Source organism: Anabaena sp. PCC 7938 (assembly GCF_049315035.1).
Lineage (GTDB): Bacteria > Cyanobacteriota > Cyanobacteriia > Cyanobacteriales > Nostocaceae > Anabaena > Anabaena cylindrica.
This window is the reverse complement of the sequence record NZ_CP186034.1, coordinates 6,198,005-6,215,739: the sequence shown is the minus strand read 5'-3', so window position 1 is coordinate 6,215,739 and position 17,735 is coordinate 6,198,005. Positions and strand designations below refer to the sequence as shown.

Genomic DNA, 17,735 nt, shown 5'->3' with positions numbered 1-17,735 from the left:
TTAAATCAATCTAGTTGAACTACTATATTCTGTAGTGTAAAGATTTTCCCGTAAACATCTTTACATTCTTTGGAGTTAAAATTTACCTGAATTGTCACAATATCTAAAAATTCACAGGGCTAATCATGCAACTGGACTTTATAACTCAGTTTCTACCCCCTTATGTTAGTGGTTTTCCAGCTTTTGGAATCCTTATACTCCGATTAATTTGGGGAAGTGCAATGGTTTTATATGGATGGACTAAGGTCAAAAATCCATTTAATTGGATGAAAGAAGAAGGTATGCCAGAATTTCCCAGTATCTTGCAGTTGCTGGGTGCATTGGCTGTCTTTGGTGGAGGTATTGCGATTATTGCTGGATTTATGACACCGTTAGCGGCATTGGGTATTGCCGTATCAATGGGAATTGCACTTTCTATTCATTGGACTGTTTTTCACGATCCATTTGTGAAGTATCCACCCAATCAACCAGGGCCTTCCTATGATGTGCCTTTTATTTATTTTGCGATCGCACTTATGTTTATCTTTTTAGGTCCTGGTAAGCTTTCGATAGATTATCTGTTATTCGGGTAATCAGCTACTGTTAACGGTGTAGGGAGTGCGTTAGCGTATCCCTACCGAAAAGTAATCCTTGATGATTAGAAAAAGGTAGCTTTCTCTGGAATATACCTATGTTGTTGGTAATTGATTCTACAGCTAATCCGCAACTGGAGATCATTCTGGACTACCTTATCTGTGTGAAGTGCGATGCCTGCGGCAGTTCTCTTATTGTTAGGCAAACGCAGATAGTGAACTTTTGCTTACTTACTGACTACTGTATATTTTCTTTTCTGGAATTTCCAGGATATCGTCAAAAACAATTGACGACTTATTAATATTAGGACTTATGCACAAGTCCCTAAAAAAAACGTTTGCGTAGCGTGCGTGCAGCGCATACCACAGAGGCACAGAGAAATGAGGTTTCGAGAAATATTTTGCGTAAGTTTTGGATATGTTCAAGTGAATCCAGCTTGATATCTGCGAGCGCAAAGTGGGAAGGAATAGAAATTGATGAATAAGAATACAGAAAGGATCTGAGAAAGTAATGCTAAAAGCCGTAATTGGACACAGTAATGATCCAGAGACAGAAGTAGCGATCGCAGAAGTATTGGAGCAATGCCTGAGTGGACTGGCTGACATCTGCCCTCAGTCTGGAATTTTGCTAGCTGCCCTAGATTTTAATCATGTTGAAATCTTACGATGTATTCATCAGACCTTTCCAGGTATTCAATTAATCGGTGGAACAACAGACGGTGAAATCTCCTCAGTTTTAGAGTTTCAGCAAGACTCTCTTGTTTTAATTCTATTTTGTTCTGATGAAATAGAATTTCATGCGGCAGTTGGTCGTCATGTTTCCTCCGATCCTATAGCGATCGCTCAGAAAACTGTTCAAACTGCCCAAGCACAGGCTCAGTATCCAACCTCTTTGTGTATCACCACTCCCGAAAGTCTGACTACCAGTGGACTCTTAATCCTGCAAGGATTGCAGCAAGCCTTGGGAGCAGAAGTCCCTATTGTCGGTGGTACTACCTGTGACCAATGGCAGTTTAAGCAAACCTACCAATTTTTTGGAGAAGAAGTCCTCAGCGATGCCTTGCCCATTCTGTTACTCTCAGGTCACTTATTGTGGGGACATGGGGTATCAAGTGGTTGGACACCAATTGGCAAAAAAGCAATGGCTACCAAAATCGAAGGGAATGTGCTTCATGAAGTCGATGGACAACCAGCCTTGGAGTTCTATCGGGATTATTTAGGTGACATTCGCCCCTCTGCCGCCTATAGATTAGCAGTTTTTGAACCCAACCGAGATACTTGGTACATGAGATCTTCCAATGGAGACTACAACGAAGCCTCCGGTAGCATTACCTTTTTTGCGGATATTCCACTCCACTCGGAAGTTCAAGTCGTAAGATCTAATCGGGATGAAATAGTTGATTCTGCTCGTCTCTCTATGCAGCAAGCACTTGAGCATTATCCCGGAATTCAGCCAACCGTAGTGTTATTATTCTCCTGCACTGGACGAATGCACGTACTAGGAACCAGAGCCAAGGAAGAGTATCAAGTATTGCAATCTGCAATACCTGCTGGGGCAACTTGTGCTGGTTTTTATACCTATGGTGAAATTGCTCCGTTGCGACCCCATGCCGAAGCGCAATTTCACAATGAAACTTTCGTGACCTTACTATTGGGGGTGGAGTAATCCAATCCACCATGGATAATCTGTCTTTTGAACAACTGCAACAACGGTTGAAAGACTTGGAAAAGCATAATCGCCTATTGCAGAAAAAATTGGATCGATCAGAATGCAATCGGGTGGAGTTGGAAAACTCCTATGAAATCCAATCAAAGCTAGTCAACAGAGTTATTCAAGGCTTAGAACAATCAAGAGCAGAAGCCGAAACCCGTAACCAAGAGCTACAGGAAGCATTCAATAATCTGCAAATGATACAAACAAAACTGGTGGAATCTGAAAAAATGTCTGCCTTAGGTGTGTTGGTAGCAGGTATTGCCCATGAAATTAATAACCCCATTAACTTTATTCATGCCAATATTGACTACGCTTATACGTATGTGCAGAATTTGATAGATTTGCTTTATCTCTATCAGCAGATATACCCTGAGCCAAATGATCAGATTCAAGCTTTGATGCAGGAGTTAGATATAAATTTTGTTGTTATTGATTTGTTTCAGCTTTTAAATTCAATGAAGACAGGTAGCGATCGCATCACTAATATTGTTTTAGGATTACGCACCTTCTCCCGGTTGGACGAAGCAGAATATAAACAAACAAATTTGCACGATGGCTTGGATAGTACTTTGATGCTTCTGCAACATCGGTTAAAGGCTAAAAGCAATTGTCCCCCCATTACTGTGATTAAGCACTATGGTAACTTGCCCCAAATCCCCTGTTTTGCGGGGCAATTGAATCAGGTATTTATGAATATTTTAGCTAATGCGATTGATGCAATTGAAGAACGTTATTCCCAACAAACGCCAGATGAAAATCAAAATCATCCTGGTTGTATAACAATTAGTACATCTATAGTTGATTCACAATGGGCGAAAATAGCGATCGCTGATAATGGATTAGGTATGCCTGAACAGGTTCGACAGAAGATATTCAATCCCTTCTTCACAACAAAACCAGTTGGTAAAGGAACAGGTATGGGTATGGCAATCAGTTATCAGATTATCATTGAAAAACACAGAGGTAGATTGGATTGTCTCTCTAAAATGGCAGAAGGAACAGAGTTTGTGATTCAAATCCTTCTTAAACAGTGAATCTGCCATGCAACGTTCAGGAGTCAGGAGGAAAAATAGAATAATCTAGAATCTAAAAAAATGTTTGAATTTCCATGGTATCAAGGCAGATTACCTGCATATTATCAAACTTGAATATCCATCAAAGCATTGATTTATAAAGGTTTTAGCCTTATATGGCTATAACTTGCGTGACGACGTAGGAGTCATACACCACACTACGCCATCAGCAAGCCCTTATCCCCTGATATATTTCAGATATCAACGTTGATATTTTCAATCTGTCTAGCCGCTTTCTCCCAAAACTTGGCTGTAATCTCATCCTTCCAATTATTTCGGAGATTTTCTGCTTTTTTGTGGCAGATTCGTTCTAACATTTCTAGGATAGCGGCTAATGTCAACTTATCGACTAATTTTTCCAAAACATCCATATCATCGTTTTTCATCACAGAAACCTCCTGAAGGTTTTAAACTCTGTTCAAATGGTAACGGTGTTTTGCAGACATTCTGCCAAGACTTTTAACCAATCAAATTCTCTGACGGTTTTTATTCTCAGGTTTTTATCGGGTAATGCGGAGAATTTTATCCCGCTGTGGAGGGCAATTTCCTCGTCCATCACAGTTACTGGTGCTGACATATAATTCACCATCTGGCCCCATAATCGCCTCTCGCAGTCGTCCATATTGACCTTGCAAATACACCTCATGACGCTCAACTTGTTGGGAAAACTGGGGGTTGAAAACGACACGCTGCAAATGTTGAGAACGGAGGGTAGCAATAATTAAGCTCCCTTTCCACTCAGGAAGAGAATTACCAGTATAAATTGCTGCACCACCAGGAGGTAAAGCTTCACGCCAAACAATCGACGGAGTAACCATTCCTTTCTTTGATTCACAACGGTAGATAGTAGGCCAACCCAGATTATCTCCTGCTTTTGCTAAACTGAGTTCATCGTGACCCCTTCTACCCAAATCTCCACTAGGTCCGTGGTCTGTTACCCATAGAGTCGATTGATCACGCCAATCAAACCCCTGAGTGTTGCGAATCCCAGTGATATAGACAGGATTTTTAGCAAATGGATTATCTGGGGGTACTTGTCCGTCAGGAGTCACACGCAGAATTTTACCAGCAAGACTATTTACATCCTGGGAACTTTGCGGTTCTCTGGCATCACCAGTACCAATATAAAGCATTCCATCTGGTCCAAAGCGAATACGACCACCGTTATGAAATTGTGCTACGGGAATATTATCAACAATTACTCGATCTGGTGAAGCACTGAGTCCATTCTGCGATAGTCGCCATCGTTCAACGCGATTAACCTGTGATCCATTTTTATCAGCGGTATAGTAAATGTAAAAAAATTGGTTGTCGGTAAAATTGGGATGAGTGGCAATACCAAGTAAACCATCTTCACCACTCTCTGTCACATTGATAGTAGCCACTGGTTTAGGAATAAGTTTACCACCCCGCACCAGGCGAACTCGTCCAGGTCTTTCCGTGACTAACATATCTCTATTTGGCAGGAAAGCTATTCCCCAAGGAACTTCTAGACCTGTTACCACTTCTTCTACCCGCAGTTTTACCTGTCCTGGGGAACCGAAGCCATTTTCTACTAAAGTACAGGCTTGATTGTTAGTAGTAGTTTTTTGGCTGACTTGTTCAGAGGTTAGTGTTTCTTGATTGTTAGTGTTTGCAGAATCAGTTGTTGGTAAGTTGCAAGAAGAAAGTCCTAGTAGGATTAGTCCAAAAAGAATTTTTCCTGGAATAAGCATTCTGATTAGTTTCATGATTTGTCATCTTCATATAAGAAAGTACAAATTCTGATTAAGCCAAGGAAAGGTAGTTATGAAAAAAATGCTTAAAACACCTCATTGGGAGCATTTCACCTTTGCAGTAGTAATTTAATTTTAGGGTAATTCGTGGGAAATTGGTTTTAGAGGTGCTATAGCATTTTGTTATAAAGCTGAGAAAATTTCTAAAAATTGCGTGGCTGTAATAATATCAACTCCTCCAAAGGGATGAAGTTCTAATAAATCTTTGTCTCCTGTGATGATATGAGTTGCATTACCATTAATAGCAATTTCTAGAAATTTGTCATCTTTTGGATCTCTACACTTTTTGACCCTCTGGACTATTTCAATTTCTTCTGATTCAAGTTTGAATATAGATAAGAGGATGTTTGAAAACTTTGTCGTGTGGTATCTAACACTTGTAGATCCCCCTAAATCCCCCTTTTTAAGGGGGACTTTGAGAAATTTAGCCCCCCTTAAAAAGGGGTTGGGGGGATCTCAATCAATTCTGATACTTTTCAAACATCCTCTAAGAATTGAGTACGAATGCTCAGAGAAATATATTTATCGAATTTTGAGCGATTGATAATTTCTTGTATTTCTTGAAAAGTCGCATCTGAAAATAAAATTATTCCTAAGCTTTTGGCTTTTTTGAATGCTATACTAAAAACGGTTGGAAACTTTACTTTTAAACGCAGAGGTTCGCTGAGGTAAACGCAGAGTGACGCAGAGTTTTTATTGAAGTTTTTCCTTTGAATCTTGTTATCTATAAAGTCCAGATATTAGCCGTTTTTAGTATACATCTGGAATAGATGACTTAATCAAGATGGCACTAACTAAAATGTTTGTATCAATAACAAACCGCAATTCATCCATTCTGAAGAATCTCATCTAAAATTTCTTGAGGTAATCCCCGGTCTTTGGCTTGTTCTTGCATTTCTTGAATAATGTCATCTAGGGATTTATCTTGAATAATTAGTTTAAGCAAATCGTTAACAATAGTCTGAATTTTTTGTTGTTTTTGCGGTTCTGCTTCTTGATAAGCTTTGGCAATTTCTGCATCAACTTGAATTGCAATTGTTTCCATATTTTAATAGAAAAATAAATGTAATTTATTTAATTATAGCATTGAACAGCGACAAGAGAGGTGATTGTATTATATCTGTATCCAATAATTACATTAAGTTTACCTATGTTCGCTCCCTTGTTTCAGCTTGATGACGTAACTCACGAGAGTATGCTTGACTATTAGTAATATTAAAAAGTGAATTGATTACACCTTCATTTTCCCAATATTCAACAAGTTCTGATCCAGTTTTGGGGAGATTATCTGCAACTTTTCTTGTAAATAAAATGCGTAAAATATATTCGGATAACGGTACATTGAGTTGAGAAGCTTCGGTGTGAAGTTCTTTTTCTAGTTCTGGTGGTAGATTCAGGTTAATACTCATCTTGCTCTTTTATTTTGATTCTCATTATATCCTGTATAAATCAACATAAATAGGGCTTGCTGTAATAGTTGGGGGTAAATCATCAGTCCAGGTGCGAAATACCATTGCACTACCACCTGCGTAGGGTAAGCAGAATAAGCGTAATTTGGCTTGGGGGTTGGCGACAAGTTACCCAGGAGTTGAAGGTAGTTTTGGTTGTCATAATGGTTTTTTAAATCACTAGATATTTTTCAAAAATTGCGATACTCCCGATCTAATATATGATTTAAATGTATCGCTGGTTTAAAAAATAAATTAAGTACAATCCTTCATGCGTCGGGACTCTATTTTTTACAAACTGTTTCAACAATCTCCCACTTTACTATTTGAATTCTTGACAAATCCTCCGCAAAATGCAGATGCTTATAGATTTGATTCGGTAGCTGTTAAAGAACCCAAATTTGAAATTGATGGGGTATTTCTCCCACCAGAAAATGAAGGTGCGGGAGTTGTCTATTTCTGCGAAGTGCAATTCCAGAAAGATGAACAGCTTTACGAAAGAGTATTTGCGGAATCTTCACTTTATTTCTACCGCAACCGTGCTAGATTCAGTGACTGGCAAGCTGTGATTATTTACCCATCTCGTAATATTGAACAAAGTGAGATTTATCCTCATCGAACCTTACTCAATGGGAACCAAGTGCATCGAGTGTATTTAGACGAATTGGGGGATATTCGTCAATTACCTTTATGGGTAGCACTGATGGTACTCACTACAGTTGAAGAAGAACAAGCACCAGAAGCCGCAAGATATTTGTTAACCAGAACCAGTCAAGAAGTATCATCTCCAGCAAGTCGCGTCATAATAGAGATGATTACGACGATTATGGTATACAAGTTTGAACAACTAAGCCGTATGGAGGTAGAGTCTATGTTAGGGATAACACTAAAGGAAACAAGAGTTTACCGAGAAATCAAGGAAGAAGGACGAGAAGAAGGACGAGAAGAGGGACGAGAAGAGGGACGAGAAGTTATGGCTAATGCAATTTCCCGACAATTGACTAAGCGGTTTGGGAAATTATCTGAGGAAATGCGCTCTTCAATTTCTGGTTTAGCTTTACCTGTTTTAGAAGATTTGAGTGAAGCACTGTTAGATTTTAGCAGTTTAGCTGATTTGTCATCTTGGCTAGAGGCGCAAATCAATTAATAGGATAAGTTACCCAAGAGTTGAAGGTGGTTTTTGTTGTCATAATTGGGTTTAGGTGTGGATAATAAGATTTAACTAGGTTTTTTAGATATATTCACTGACTCACTATTATGACAGGCATTGAACCTTGGGTAATATCAGGTGTTAGCGGTTTAGCAGTTCCCATTTTCCAATCTCTTTGGGGAAGCGGTGGTAAATTTATGGGAATGTTTGGTAAAACCTTGGATGAAAAAACCAAAGAGGTAATTTTTAATGCTTCCAAGCAATATGTCCAGAACTATGCAGAAAGACACGGTATTCTTAAAGTATTGGGAATGCGTGAACCTGTCAAGCTAAAATCTGTGTATACAGCCGTGCAGTTTTTAAATGATGATGCTATTCGTAGTTTTGCATCTATTGAAAAATTAGAACAATCATATCGTGAAGCAAAAATACGGAAGTTGAAATCTGGAGATTGTGAAAAATAAGCAGGAATTAAAGTCGCTAATGAAAAACAATATCTGATGGTTTTGGGTGAACCAGGTGCGGGTAAGTCTACTTTTTACGGAAGATGGGACTGGAAGCACTCAAAGGTAAAAAAGGAGGATTTAAACATGGTTGTATTCCGGTTTTTATTGAATTGAAAAGGTTTACATCTAGTGATATCAATATTGAAAAATTTATTATTGATGAGTTTGATATTTGCGGGTTTCCAGTTCCAGATAAGTTTACAGCTAAAGCTTTGGAACAAGGTAAATTATTAATTCTTCTGGATGGCTTGGATGAAGTTCCCAGTCAAAACTTAACTGAAGTCATCAACCAAATTCAAAATTTTGTTGATAAACATGATCAAAATCGTTTTATAGCTTCCTGTCGTACAGCAGATCATCGCCATAATTTCCGGCGATTTAGTGATGTGGCTATGGCTGATTTTGATGATGAACAAATTCAGAAATTTATTAATAACTGGTTTCATGGAGAAGATGATAAACAAGCACAAACAAGTCATAAATGTTGGGAATTACTACAAAAGCCAGAAAACAAAGCTGCTAAAGAGTTGGCACATACGCCTTTGTTGTTGACTTTTCTATGTTTAGTTTATGACCGTTCGCAAAACTTTCCTAATAACCGTATCGAAGTTGGTTGTGTTGTACCATTACATAGCACAACTGTAGCCTTGGGAACGCTCAAAAGTATTCTCAATGAAGCTAGAGTTTCAGTGGAAGAATTTCTAGAAAATATCTAATTTATAACTATGCAAACAATTGATAAAAAGTCAACTAAAAAAACTTGGGCAAATGCCATATCTCAACCTGGAACCGAATTTCCTCCTACGCAGTTACCTGTGATTGCTGGTAAAATTCCTGATGGTTTGCGGGGTACACTTTACCGCAATGGTGCAGCGCGACTAGAAAGGGGTGGTGTGTCAGTGGGACATTGGTTTGATGGAGATGGGGCTATTCTGGCTGTCCATTTTACTGATGCTGGTGCCACTGGTGTCTATCGCTATGTGGAGACTGCTGGTTATCAAGAAGAAACTGCTGCGGGTAAATTTCTGTATGGTAATTATGGCATGACTGCACCAGGGGCTATTTGGAATCAATGGCGTAAACCAGTTAAGCACGCTGCAAATACTTCTGTTTTGGCATTACCTGATAAACTGCTGGCATTGTGGGAAGGTGATAATCCTTATGCGTTAGATTTACAGACTTTAGAAACGCAAGGGTTAGATAATTTAGACGGTTTGGCGAAAAAACAACCTTATTCTGCACATCCTAAAGTTGATTATGCCACGGGAGAAATTTTTAATTTTGGTATGACTCCGGGAGCAAATGCGATATTAAGTCTCTACAAAAGTGACTTGACTGGCAAGATTGTGAAAACAGCTAAGTTGACATTAGAAGGTTTTCCTGTCATTCATGATTTTGTGTTAGCGGGACAATATTTAATATTTTTTGCGCCTGCGGTACATTTGAATGTTTGGCCTGTTTTGTTGGGAGTTAGTAGTTACAGTGATTCTCTGCAATGGCTACCACAAAAAGGAACTAAGATTTTAGTAATTGATAGAGAAACTTTATCTTTAGTGAGTGAAGGAGTTACAGAACCTTGGTTTCAATGGCATTTTAGCAATGGTTATGTTGATGATAGCGGTACGGTAATTGTAGATTTTTCCCGTTATGCAGATTTTCAAACTAATCAATATTTAAAAGAGTTGGCATCTGGAGAAACTCAAACAGTTGCTAAAACTACGTTGACGCGGGTACAACTTAATCCGCTAACAGGGAAGGTGACGGGAATTGAAACTCTGTTAAATAGAACTTGTGAGTTTCCTAATGTGCCAAGGCAAAATGTGGGTAAGTTCTCTCGTTATAGCTATATGTCTATTTTTCGGGAAGGAACGGATATTGATGGGGAAATATTAAACGGTATTGCTCGTTTTGACTATCAAACTGAAACTCTGTCGGAAGCAGACTTGGGTGAAAATTGCTATCCTTCTGAGCCTCTTTTAGCACAAAATACTCACAACCTTGAGCAAAGTTGGATTTTGACGGTGGTTTATGATGGTAATACTAATAGTAGCGAGGTTTGGATATTCGAGAGCCAACGCTTGAATGATGAACCAATTTGCAAACTAGGACTACCTAGTGTAATTCCCCACAGTTTCCACGGTACTTGGAAACCTGGTTAAAATAATTCATAATTCGTAATAATTTGATAAAATGCTTCGATGTTAAAACTAAAACACCCCCAGAAGACAAAATTAGGGTGGTCTTTGGATGAGCGAGATCCAAAGTTCATCGAAAATCTCATGCCTGTATTAGGCGTTTTATATAACTACTATTTTCGAGTTCAAACCAGTGGTTGGGAAAATCTCCCAGAGGGAAAAGTCTTTGTTGTTGGTTCTCACAATGGAGGACTAGCTTCCCCTGATACATCCATGATGATGTATGACTGGGTGCGTCGCTTTGGTGCAGAAAAACCACTTTACGGTTTAATGCATCCTAAAGTCTGGGAAGTTGTTCCCCCGATTGCAGAAATGGCTATGAAAGCTGGAGCTATTATGGCTCACCCCAAAATGGCTTATGCGGCTTTGCATTCTGGGGCTAGTGTGTTGGTTTATCCCGGTGGGCCAGAAGATGTATTTCGACCTCATCAAATGCGGGACAAAATTTATTTTGCTGAACGTCGGGGATTTATCAAACTGGCTTTGCGTGAAAATGTGCCAATTGTACCGGCTATTTCCTGGGGTTCTCATGACACTCTGATTGTGTTGGCTGATGTATATGAAGTTATGCAGCAATTGCATAAATGGGGGATGCCTTGGCTGTTTGGGGTTGATCCTTTGGTTTTTCCCGTTTATCTGGGATTACCTTGGGGTTTAGCAATTGGCCCGCTGCCAAATATACCTATGCCAGTGCCTATGTACACAAGAATTTGTCCACCAATTGTATTTGAACGCTATGGTAGGGAAGCCGCAAGCGATCGCTCTTATGTTAACGAATGCTATGAGTTAGTGAAAAGCCAAATGCAACAGGAGTTGGATAATTTAATCAAGTTAGCTAGTTCGTAGTTATAGCAGGAGTTCGGAGTTCGGAGTCAGGAGTTCGGAGTCAGGAGAGAAATCAGAGTTTGAGTAGTTTTTAGGTAAGTTCCCTAACTGTCAAAACCTAAATCAACCTAAATAAATGTCGTCTTTAGTATATTGTCAAGGAATAATAGTATGGGTAACTGGCTAAGGTATTGCAGTGCTGGGAATAGTTATTGTTTCTCACAGTAAACAATTAGCTTTGGGAGTGCGGGAACTAGCCGCACAGATGGTTCAAGGACAAGTTCCTCTTGCTGTCGCAGCAGGTGTTGATGATCCTGCAAATCCACTGGGTACAGATGTAATGCAGGTTTATGAAGCGATCTCATCTGTATTCTCTGATGACGGTGTTCTAGTTCTGATGGATTTGGGTAGTGCTTTAATGAGTACAGAAATGGCTCTGGAGTTTCTACCCCCAGAACAGCGAGAAAAAATATATCTTTGTGCTGCACCATTGGTAGAGGGGGCTGTTGCTGCTACTGTTGCCGCTGCTGCGGGTATGAATATCCAGGAAGTTATGGCAGAAGCAAACGGGGCGTTAGGAGCGAAAGCCACACAGTTGGGTTTAGACGCGCATCCAATACTAGTGGTGAGTAGTCAACCCATCACTAACACCGAAGTTGCCACCAGAGAAATACGGCTAAAAGTCAGTAATCGCTTAGGTTTACACGCTCGTCCTTCTGCCCAATTTGTTGCTACTGCATCCCGCTTTCAATCACAAATCCAGGTACAAAATTTAACCAGAAAGACAGAAGCTGTCCGGGGTGATAGTATTAATCAAGTTGCCACCTTGGGGGTACGTCAAGGACATGAATTGCGGATTACTGCCACTGGTGTTGATGCCCAGGAAGCCCTGCAAGCCTTACAAGCATTAATTATCAACAACTTTGGCGAAGATGATCGCATTCCTGAATTAACCGCACCTCCCCAGGAATTTGTTGCCCCTACTCACGGTGAACTAGCAGGAATTGCGGCTTCTCCAGGAGTTGCGATCGCACCATTATTTCATTATCAATCTGCCTCAGTTGCAATAACCGAATATCATATAGAAAATGTAGAAATAGAGTGGCAAAGATTACAATCTGCTATACAAATAGCAAAACAGGAAATTGCAACTTTACTCTCACACACATCTATTCAAATTGGTGATGCGGAAGCGGCAATTTTTGATGCTCACCTGCTATTTTTAACAGATCCTGTCTTGCTCGATGCCGCACGTCATCATATAGTAGAACAACATCTGAATGCGGAATTTGCTTGGCAAGCCGTAGTTGATGAAGTAACGAATTCCTACCGCAGACTTGAGGATGTTTACCTACAGGAACGAGTTGATGATGTGGTCGATGTGGGTAGCAGGGTATTAAGAATATTACTGGGTAATGCTCCCACTGACTTACAACTGACAGAACCATCAATTATAGTAGCAACAGATTTAAGCCCCTCCGATACGGCCAAACTTGATCCAGCTAAGGTGATGGGTATTTGCATGACTTCTGGAAGTGCGACTTCTCACAGTGCGATTATTGCCCGGACATTGGGGATTCCTGCGGTTATGGGTGTAGATGCTCAGTTGTTAAACTGGGAAAATGGGACTTTGATCGCACTAGATGGCGAAATCGGTAAAGCTTGGGTAGCACCAACTGAAGATAAATTAAATATACTGATAGCCAAGCGTCAGATATGGCAGCAAGCCCAAGCAAAAGCTAGAAAGCTGGCACACAAACCAGCAATTACCCATGATGGTCAGCACATTAAAGTCTTTGCTAATATTGGTAGTATTGCGGATGCCCAAGCGGCAATAAATCATGGTGCTGAGGGTGTGGGATTACTTCGCACCGAGTTTTTGTATCTAGAAAGGAAAAATGCACCGGGTGAAGAGGAACAATTAGAAGTTTATCAAGCCATAGTCAAGGTTTTAGAAAATAAACCGTTAATTATTCGCACTTTGGATATAGGTGGAGATAAACACCTTCCTTATCTGAGTTCGGGAGTGACAGAAGCTAACCCGTTTTTAGGTGTGCGGGGAATTCGGTTTTGTTTAGAAAATCCCCAATTATTGAAAACTCAGTTACGGGCAATTTTACGCGCTAGTGTGGGAAATAGTATCAAAATTATGTGGCCGATGATTGCCACTTTAACAGAATTACGGGCAGCTAGGGCAATTTTGGAGGAGGTACAGAAAGAACTGCGACAAGGGGGGATTAGTTTTGATGAAACAATGAAAGTGGGGATGATGATAGAGACACCCGCAGCAGTAGCCATAGCTGATCAATTAGCCCAGGAAGTTGACTTTTTTAGTATTGGGACAAATGATTTAAGCCAGTATGTTATGGCAGGCGATCGCACAAATCCTAGAGTAGCAACTTTAGCCGATGCTTTGCAACCTGCGGTATTGCGAATGATTCAGCAAACAGTTCAAGCTGCTCATACTGCTAATATCTGGGTAGGATTATGTGGAGAAGTAGCAGCAGAAACCATAGTTGCACCCATTTTATTAGGTTTAGGAGTAGATGAACTGAGTGTCAATCCCCAAGCCATAGCCCCACTCAAACAGGTAATCTCACAGATAACCATAGCAGAAGCTCAAGCCTTAGCTAAAGTAGCACTACAGCAAGACTCAGCAACTAGCGTCAGAGAACTACTTTATCCCATCGGTTAAAATCAAATTCTCCTCTTTCCTCCGCGTTCTCTGCGTCCTCTGCGGTTCGTTATTTAAACCAAATCCTTCAACTTCTGAAAATCCCCATTCATCACCTGCCAAATTTTAGTTCAATTTCCTCAGTAGTTTTTGAATTTTGAAAATCAAATTTATCAAACTGAATTTGTGGTGCTGCGAGAAAAACTTTGAGTGGGACACGTTGACAATTGGGAGAAGAATCTAAAATTTGTGAAGGATACAATCGCAAAGGCCAGCTATCCAGAATTTTATGAACTTCGAGAAACTCAACAAACCCATAATAAAGAATGCGACAGATAGTTTGAGTAAAATCTATAAAAACCTAACAAATCTCTAAAAATGTTGGGTTGCGTTCCTTAACCCAACCTACACATCATTAATTATTATCTGAAAATGCAAAATTAGTTGAAATTGGTTGAAAATTAGAATTTAATTCCTAACTGTCCATTGAAACCACGTACAGAATTATAACCAGCACCAACAAAAACGTGTTTAGTTGCGTTGGCTTGGACACCACCGGAGAAAGCCACACCCTTATCTTCTGAATAGTAACCAACTCCAACATAAGGAGAAATTACAGGTAAATTGATGAATTTTAGGATATCTACACCTGTTGCACCGTCAGCACCAGTTCCCACCTCAAAACCCAAACTAAAAGCCTTCGCACCCACAGCATAGGTAACATCACCATCTTTTCCTCCCACGGAAACCCAAGGTTGGGGTACAATTTGTGCTGATGCTTGACTGGGGTTCAACAAAACAAACAAACCCAGTGATGTAATGAAAGTTTTGATTATAATTACTGGTTTCATTTATTGCTCCTCACTATTTGCTACAATAAATAATCATGACGTATTTCACCTAAACTAAGTGCCTGAATATTTTCGGTATTGCTATTTATTTTTCTATACAGCAGTTTGCGTAGTTATGAGGTACCAAATCTAAATTGAAACCTATACATGAAGCCAGTTTTACTCCTGACTCCTGACTCCTGAATTCTGCTGTATATTATTGGTCAATTTCTTTTGCTGCATTCCAACCATTCATACTGGGTGGAAAACCTCGCACATTGTCATAACCTAAAAGATGTAATGACATAACTGCCATTGCAGAACGATAACCAGAAGAACAGTAAACTACTACAGGCTTTTTTTTCGGAATTTTGTCCAGGTTTTGTACCAATGTCCGCAGGGGAATATTAATAGCATCACCAATATGACCCAATGCATACTCAGAAGGTTCTCTGACATCCACCAAAACAATATCATCTTGTTTTAGTATCTGTTTCAACTGTGTCACTTTCCCTACGGTGTAATAGTCTCCAGGAATGGATTTGAGATAACTATCTACTGTTGTTTTCAGGTCAGTATTAGCAGTGGAAACTACAGCAATTTTCTGTGTTGCTGCTAAGGCTGATGCGTCGTAGCTAACACCAAAAAAGGCATAAATAAATATGCACAAACTCGATATAATTACAGTTAAAAAACGTCGAATTTTCATGAGTCTTAATCCTTGCTAGTACAAACTTCCAGCCCTCATTGCCTCTACTCCATCATCCCACCACTAATATTAAAAACTTTCGTGTCTCAATGACTGGGAGAGCAATGCTTACGCCTTGAGGAAGCGATCGCAGATTTAGCTCTCCATAAAATCAAACTACTATACCCACCAGGGTTTTTCACCAGTCCGGGGGTCAATTTCTGTCCAAGGTGAAATGCGGATATACTCTTCTTCCACCTTCACACCAACAAGCTTGAGAGGAAGAGGTGCAGGTCCCCGTACTACTTTCCCATCAGCATCATAGCGAGAACCATGACAGGGACACTGAAATTGATTGTCATTGGCATTCCAAGGAAAGGTACAACCCAAATGCGTACAGTTATCGACAATTCCCCAAGGATGCAGAGTGCCATCAGACTGCATTGTTAGATAGGTAGGTTCTGTTGCTAAACCTCCAACTAAAGCACGAGTTCCAGCCGGTTCAGTCAAAATCTGTTTCGCAGGAATGAGATTTCCATGAATATCTTTAGCGAAAATAGAACCATCTTCACTTGCTTCTGTAGGGGCAACAAAGAATTTAGCCGCAGGATATAGTAAGCTGCTGGCTGTAGTGGCAACAACTGCACCTGTCAGAAAGTTTAGAAGTTGTCGCCTCGACATTGAGGGACTTTCTATAGGAAGACTTTTGGTCATGAATTTATACCTCCTAATTTAAGTATAATTCTTGAGTCCATTGGTTAATGTTTTGCTTCAGTAAACATTATTTATATTTCTATTATATTACTATTTAGTAATTTGCTCAAAGAGTAAATTAGTCTGTCTCAAAGATCATAAATGCTGTAAATTCTTGACAGAGCAAGCTTTTCAGACAAAAGATGCGCTCAAAACTCCTCTTGGTGATGAATTCTTATCTTTTTCACATTCATCAAAGTAAAACTCAATCCCAGCCTAGATTACACACCGTTTATCACCCCTCAACCTCTCTGGCTATAAAATATTATTTCAGCATAATATAAAAATTTACTTGACAAACTATATAACTATGCAGTTAAATAAAGACATAAGGTTAACTTGCCTTGAACAACGATTAACCTCGGAATTAAAAATTATGACTATTTCTCTGCAACAAAGCCAAAGTAACAATCTTTGGGATAAATTTTGCAATTGGATTACCAGCACCAACAACCGGATGTACATTGGTTGGTTTGGTGTACTGATGATTCCTACACTTTTAACAGCAACCATTTGTTTCGTTATTGCTTTTATTGCCGCACCACCTGTAGACATAGATGGTATTCGTGAACCGGTGAGTGGTTCTTTACTCTATGGGAATAACATTATTACTGCTGCGGTTGTTCCTACCTCCAATGCTATTGGATTGCACTTTTACCCCATTTGGGAAGCCGCTACTTTAGATGAGTGGTTATATAATGGTGGCCCTTACCAATTAATTATTTTCCATTTTCTGATAGGTATTTTCTGCTACTTGGGTCGCCAGTGGGAATTATCATACCGTTTAGGGATGCGTCCTTGGATTGCGATCGCCTACAGCGCACCTGTTTCTGCTGCCACTGCGGTGATATTAGTCTACTCCATAGGTCAAGGTTCCTTCTCTGACGGATTGCCTTTAGGAATTAGTGGTACTTTTAACTTCATGTTTGTACTGCAAGCAGAACACAACGTTCTCATGCACCCATTTCATATGTTGGGAGTAATTGGTGTCTTTGGTGGTGCTTTATTCTCTGCCATGCACGGTTCTCTAGTCACCTCCTCCTTAGTGCGAGAAACCACTGAAAACGAATCCCAAAATCAAGGTTATAAATTCGGACAAGAAGAAGAAACCTATAATATTGTTGCGGCTCACGGCTATTTCGGCAGATTGATCTTCCAATACGCATCTTTTAACAATAGTCGTGCTTTACACTTCTTCTTAAGTGCTTGGCCAGTACTTGGTATCTGGTGTGCAGCCTTGGGTGTATCCTCTTTTGCCTTTAACCTCAATGGCTTTAACTTTCACCATTCCCTTCTTGATTCTCAAGGTACTGTAATTAATACTTGGGCTGATATTTTAAACCGCGCTAACTTGGGAATTGAAACAATGCACGAACGCAACGTTCATAACTTCCCCTTAGATTTAGCTGCTGGGGATATTCAACCTATAGCTTTAGTTGCTCCTGCTATTCACGGTTAATTGATTCTGAATTCAGTTTTTTCTAATCCTATCAAAAACAGTCCAGGCAACCCAAGTAAAAAATACTTCGGGT

At 39.8% G+C, this 17,735-nt stretch carries 18 protein-coding genes; 10 read left to right on the top strand and 8 right to left on the bottom strand.

Annotation, left to right across the window (positions count from 1 at the left end; translation table 11 throughout):
* Window positions 1–125 precede the first annotated feature (125 nt).
* From ACOWPH_RS27685 to ACOWPH_RS27675, 3 genes are all read left to right on the top strand, one after another.
* Complete coding sequence (locus ACOWPH_RS27685) at window positions 126–572, top strand: DoxX family protein (protein ID WP_015213325.1); 447 nt, start codon at window positions 126–128, stop codon at window positions 570–572.
* A gap of 511 nt (window positions 573–1,083) precedes the next feature.
* Window positions 1,084–2,238 carry an FIST signal transduction protein gene (locus ACOWPH_RS27680; RefSeq protein WP_015213324.1) on the top strand — a complete coding sequence of 385 codons (1,155 nt, stop codon included), beginning with the start codon at window positions 1,084–1,086 and terminating at the stop codon, window positions 2,236–2,238.
* Between the two features lie 11 nt (window positions 2,239–2,249).
* Window positions 2,250–3,320 (top strand): sensor histidine kinase, encoded by a 1,071-nt coding sequence (locus ACOWPH_RS27675; RefSeq protein ID WP_015213323.1) that lies wholly within the window; start codon window positions 2,250–2,252, stop codon window positions 3,318–3,320.
* A gap of 233 nt (window positions 3,321–3,553) precedes the next feature.
* On the opposite strand, the gene ACOWPH_RS27670 is transcribed toward ACOWPH_RS27675, so the two are convergent.
* The 5 genes from ACOWPH_RS27670 to ACOWPH_RS27650 all read right to left on the bottom strand — a co-directional run bounded on the left by ACOWPH_RS27670 (window position 3,554) and on the right by ACOWPH_RS27650 (window position 6,543).
* Window positions 3,554–3,745, bottom strand: a complete 192-nt coding sequence (locus ACOWPH_RS27670; protein WP_015213322.1) for a hypothetical protein — start codon at window positions 3,743–3,745, stop codon at window positions 3,554–3,556.
* A gap of 114 nt (window positions 3,746–3,859) precedes the next feature.
* Complete coding sequence (locus tag ACOWPH_RS27665) at window positions 3,860–5,089, bottom strand: PQQ-dependent sugar dehydrogenase (RefSeq protein WP_015213321.1); 1,230 nt, start codon at window positions 5,087–5,089, stop codon at window positions 3,860–3,862.
* Between the two features lie 168 nt (window positions 5,090–5,257).
* A complete protein-coding gene (locus tag ACOWPH_RS27660; protein WP_280514231.1) occupies window positions 5,258–5,467 on the bottom strand; it encodes a putative toxin-antitoxin system toxin component, PIN family in 210 nt (69 codons plus the stop codon).
* A gap of 493 nt (window positions 5,468–5,960) precedes the next feature.
* Window positions 5,961–6,179: a hypothetical protein gene (locus ACOWPH_RS27655; protein WP_015213320.1), complete on the bottom strand. Its 219-nt coding sequence runs from the start codon at window positions 6,177–6,179 to the stop codon at window positions 5,961–5,963.
* 103 nt (window positions 6,180–6,282) lie between these two features.
* Window positions 6,283–6,543: a hypothetical protein gene (locus tag ACOWPH_RS27650; protein ID WP_015213319.1), complete on the bottom strand. Its 261-nt coding sequence runs from the start codon at window positions 6,541–6,543 to the stop codon at window positions 6,283–6,285.
* 310 nt (window positions 6,544–6,853) lie between these two features.
* Between ACOWPH_RS27650 and ACOWPH_RS27645 the strand changes: the two genes are divergently transcribed.
* From ACOWPH_RS27645 to ptsP, 6 genes are all read left to right on the top strand, one after another.
* Window positions 6,854–7,729 carry an Rpn family recombination-promoting nuclease/putative transposase gene (locus tag ACOWPH_RS27645; protein ID WP_015213318.1) on the top strand — a complete coding sequence of 292 codons (876 nt, stop codon included), beginning with the start codon at window positions 6,854–6,856 and terminating at the stop codon, window positions 7,727–7,729.
* Window positions 7,730–7,839: 110 nt separating this feature from the next.
* Window positions 7,840–8,196 carry a hypothetical protein gene (locus tag ACOWPH_RS27640; protein WP_052334504.1) on the top strand — a complete coding sequence of 119 codons (357 nt, stop codon included), beginning with the start codon at window positions 7,840–7,842 and terminating at the stop codon, window positions 8,194–8,196.
* A gap of 83 nt (window positions 8,197–8,279) precedes the next feature.
* On the top strand, window positions 8,280–8,954 hold the full coding sequence (locus tag ACOWPH_RS27635; RefSeq protein WP_052334503.1) for an NACHT domain-containing protein: 675 nt from the start codon (window positions 8,280–8,282) through the stop codon (window positions 8,952–8,954).
* 9 nt (window positions 8,955–8,963) lie between these two features.
* Entirely contained in the window at window positions 8,964–10,397 is a 1,434-nt protein-coding gene (locus ACOWPH_RS27630; RefSeq protein WP_015213317.1) for a carotenoid oxygenase family protein, read from the top strand.
* Window positions 10,398–10,436: 39 nt separating this feature from the next.
* Complete coding sequence (locus tag ACOWPH_RS27625; protein WP_015213316.1) at window positions 10,437–11,279, top strand: lysophospholipid acyltransferase family protein; 843 nt, start codon at window positions 10,437–10,439, stop codon at window positions 11,277–11,279.
* Window positions 11,280–11,454: 175 nt separating this feature from the next.
* Window positions 11,455–13,953, top strand: a complete 2,499-nt coding sequence (gene ptsP, locus ACOWPH_RS27620) for a phosphoenolpyruvate--protein phosphotransferase (RefSeq protein ID WP_015213315.1) — start codon at window positions 11,455–11,457, stop codon at window positions 13,951–13,953.
* A gap of 440 nt (window positions 13,954–14,393) precedes the next feature.
* Here ptsP and ACOWPH_RS27615 read toward each other — a convergent pair whose 3' ends face one another.
* The 3 genes from ACOWPH_RS27615 to petC form a co-directional block, all read right to left on the bottom strand.
* The gene (locus tag ACOWPH_RS27615) at window positions 14,394–14,783 is read right to left on the bottom strand and encodes a hypothetical protein (protein ID WP_015213314.1); all 390 of its coding nucleotides are present in this window, start codon (window positions 14,781–14,783) and stop codon (window positions 14,394–14,396) included.
* A gap of 196 nt (window positions 14,784–14,979) precedes the next feature.
* Window positions 14,980–15,471 carry a rhodanese-like domain-containing protein gene (locus ACOWPH_RS27610; protein ID WP_015213313.1) on the bottom strand — a complete coding sequence of 164 codons (492 nt, stop codon included), beginning with the start codon at window positions 15,469–15,471 and terminating at the stop codon, window positions 14,980–14,982.
* 159 nt (window positions 15,472–15,630) lie between these two features.
* Entirely contained in the window at window positions 15,631–16,164 is a 534-nt protein-coding gene (petC, locus tag ACOWPH_RS27605) for a cytochrome b6-f complex iron-sulfur subunit (RefSeq protein WP_015213312.1), read from the bottom strand.
* Window positions 16,165–16,579: 415 nt separating this feature from the next.
* On the opposite strand from petC, the gene psbA reads away from it, so the two are divergent.
* Window positions 16,580–17,662: a photosystem II q(b) protein gene (psbA, locus tag ACOWPH_RS27600; RefSeq protein WP_042464629.1), complete on the top strand. Its 1,083-nt coding sequence runs from the start codon at window positions 16,580–16,582 to the stop codon at window positions 17,660–17,662.
* Window positions 17,663–17,735: the final 73 nt, after the last annotated feature.

What these genes read in the sequence shown, in the direction of transcription:
- ACOWPH_RS27685 (WP_015213325.1), top strand. Translation starts at nt 126, where the DNA reads ATGCAACTGGACTTTATAACTCAGTTTCTACCCCCTTATGTTAGTGGT.
- ACOWPH_RS27680 (WP_015213324.1), top strand. Translation starts at nt 1,084, where the DNA reads ATGCTAAAAGCCGTAATTGGACACAGTAATGATCCAGAGACAGAAGTA.
- ACOWPH_RS27675 (WP_015213323.1), top strand. Translation starts at nt 2,250, where the DNA reads ATGGATAATCTGTCTTTTGAACAACTGCAACAACGGTTGAAAGACTTG.
- ACOWPH_RS27670 (WP_015213322.1), bottom strand. Translation starts at nt 3,745, where the DNA reads ATGAAAAACGATGATATGGATGTTTTGGAAAAATTAGTCGATAAGTTG.
- ACOWPH_RS27665 (WP_015213321.1), bottom strand. Translation starts at nt 5,089, where the DNA reads ATGAAACTAATCAGAATGCTTATTCCAGGAAAAATTCTTTTTGGACTA.
- ACOWPH_RS27655 (WP_015213320.1), bottom strand. Translation starts at nt 6,179, where the DNA reads ATGGAAACAATTGCAATTCAAGTTGATGCAGAAATTGCCAAAGCTTAT.
- ACOWPH_RS27650 (WP_015213319.1), bottom strand. Translation starts at nt 6,543, where the DNA reads ATGAGTATTAACCTGAATCTACCACCAGAACTAGAAAAAGAACTTCAC.
- ACOWPH_RS27645 (WP_015213318.1), top strand. Translation starts at nt 6,854, where the DNA reads ATGCGTCGGGACTCTATTTTTTACAAACTGTTTCAACAATCTCCCACT.
- ACOWPH_RS27640 (WP_052334504.1), top strand. Translation starts at nt 7,840, where the DNA reads ATGACAGGCATTGAACCTTGGGTAATATCAGGTGTTAGCGGTTTAGCA.
- ACOWPH_RS27635 (WP_052334503.1), top strand. Translation starts at nt 8,280, where the DNA reads ATGGGACTGGAAGCACTCAAAGGTAAAAAAGGAGGATTTAAACATGGT.
- ACOWPH_RS27630 (WP_015213317.1), top strand. Translation starts at nt 8,964, where the DNA reads ATGCAAACAATTGATAAAAAGTCAACTAAAAAAACTTGGGCAAATGCC.
- ACOWPH_RS27625 (WP_015213316.1), top strand. Translation starts at nt 10,437, where the DNA reads ATGTTAAAACTAAAACACCCCCAGAAGACAAAATTAGGGTGGTCTTTG.
- ACOWPH_RS27615 (WP_015213314.1), bottom strand. Translation starts at nt 14,783, where the DNA reads ATGAAACCAGTAATTATAATCAAAACTTTCATTACATCACTGGGTTTG.
- ACOWPH_RS27610 (WP_015213313.1), bottom strand. Translation starts at nt 15,471, where the DNA reads ATGAAAATTCGACGTTTTTTAACTGTAATTATATCGAGTTTGTGCATA.
- petC (WP_015213312.1), bottom strand. Translation starts at nt 16,164, where the DNA reads ATGACCAAAAGTCTTCCTATAGAAAGTCCCTCAATGTCGAGGCGACAA.
- psbA (WP_042464629.1), top strand. Translation starts at nt 16,580, where the DNA reads ATGACTATTTCTCTGCAACAAAGCCAAAGTAACAATCTTTGGGATAAA.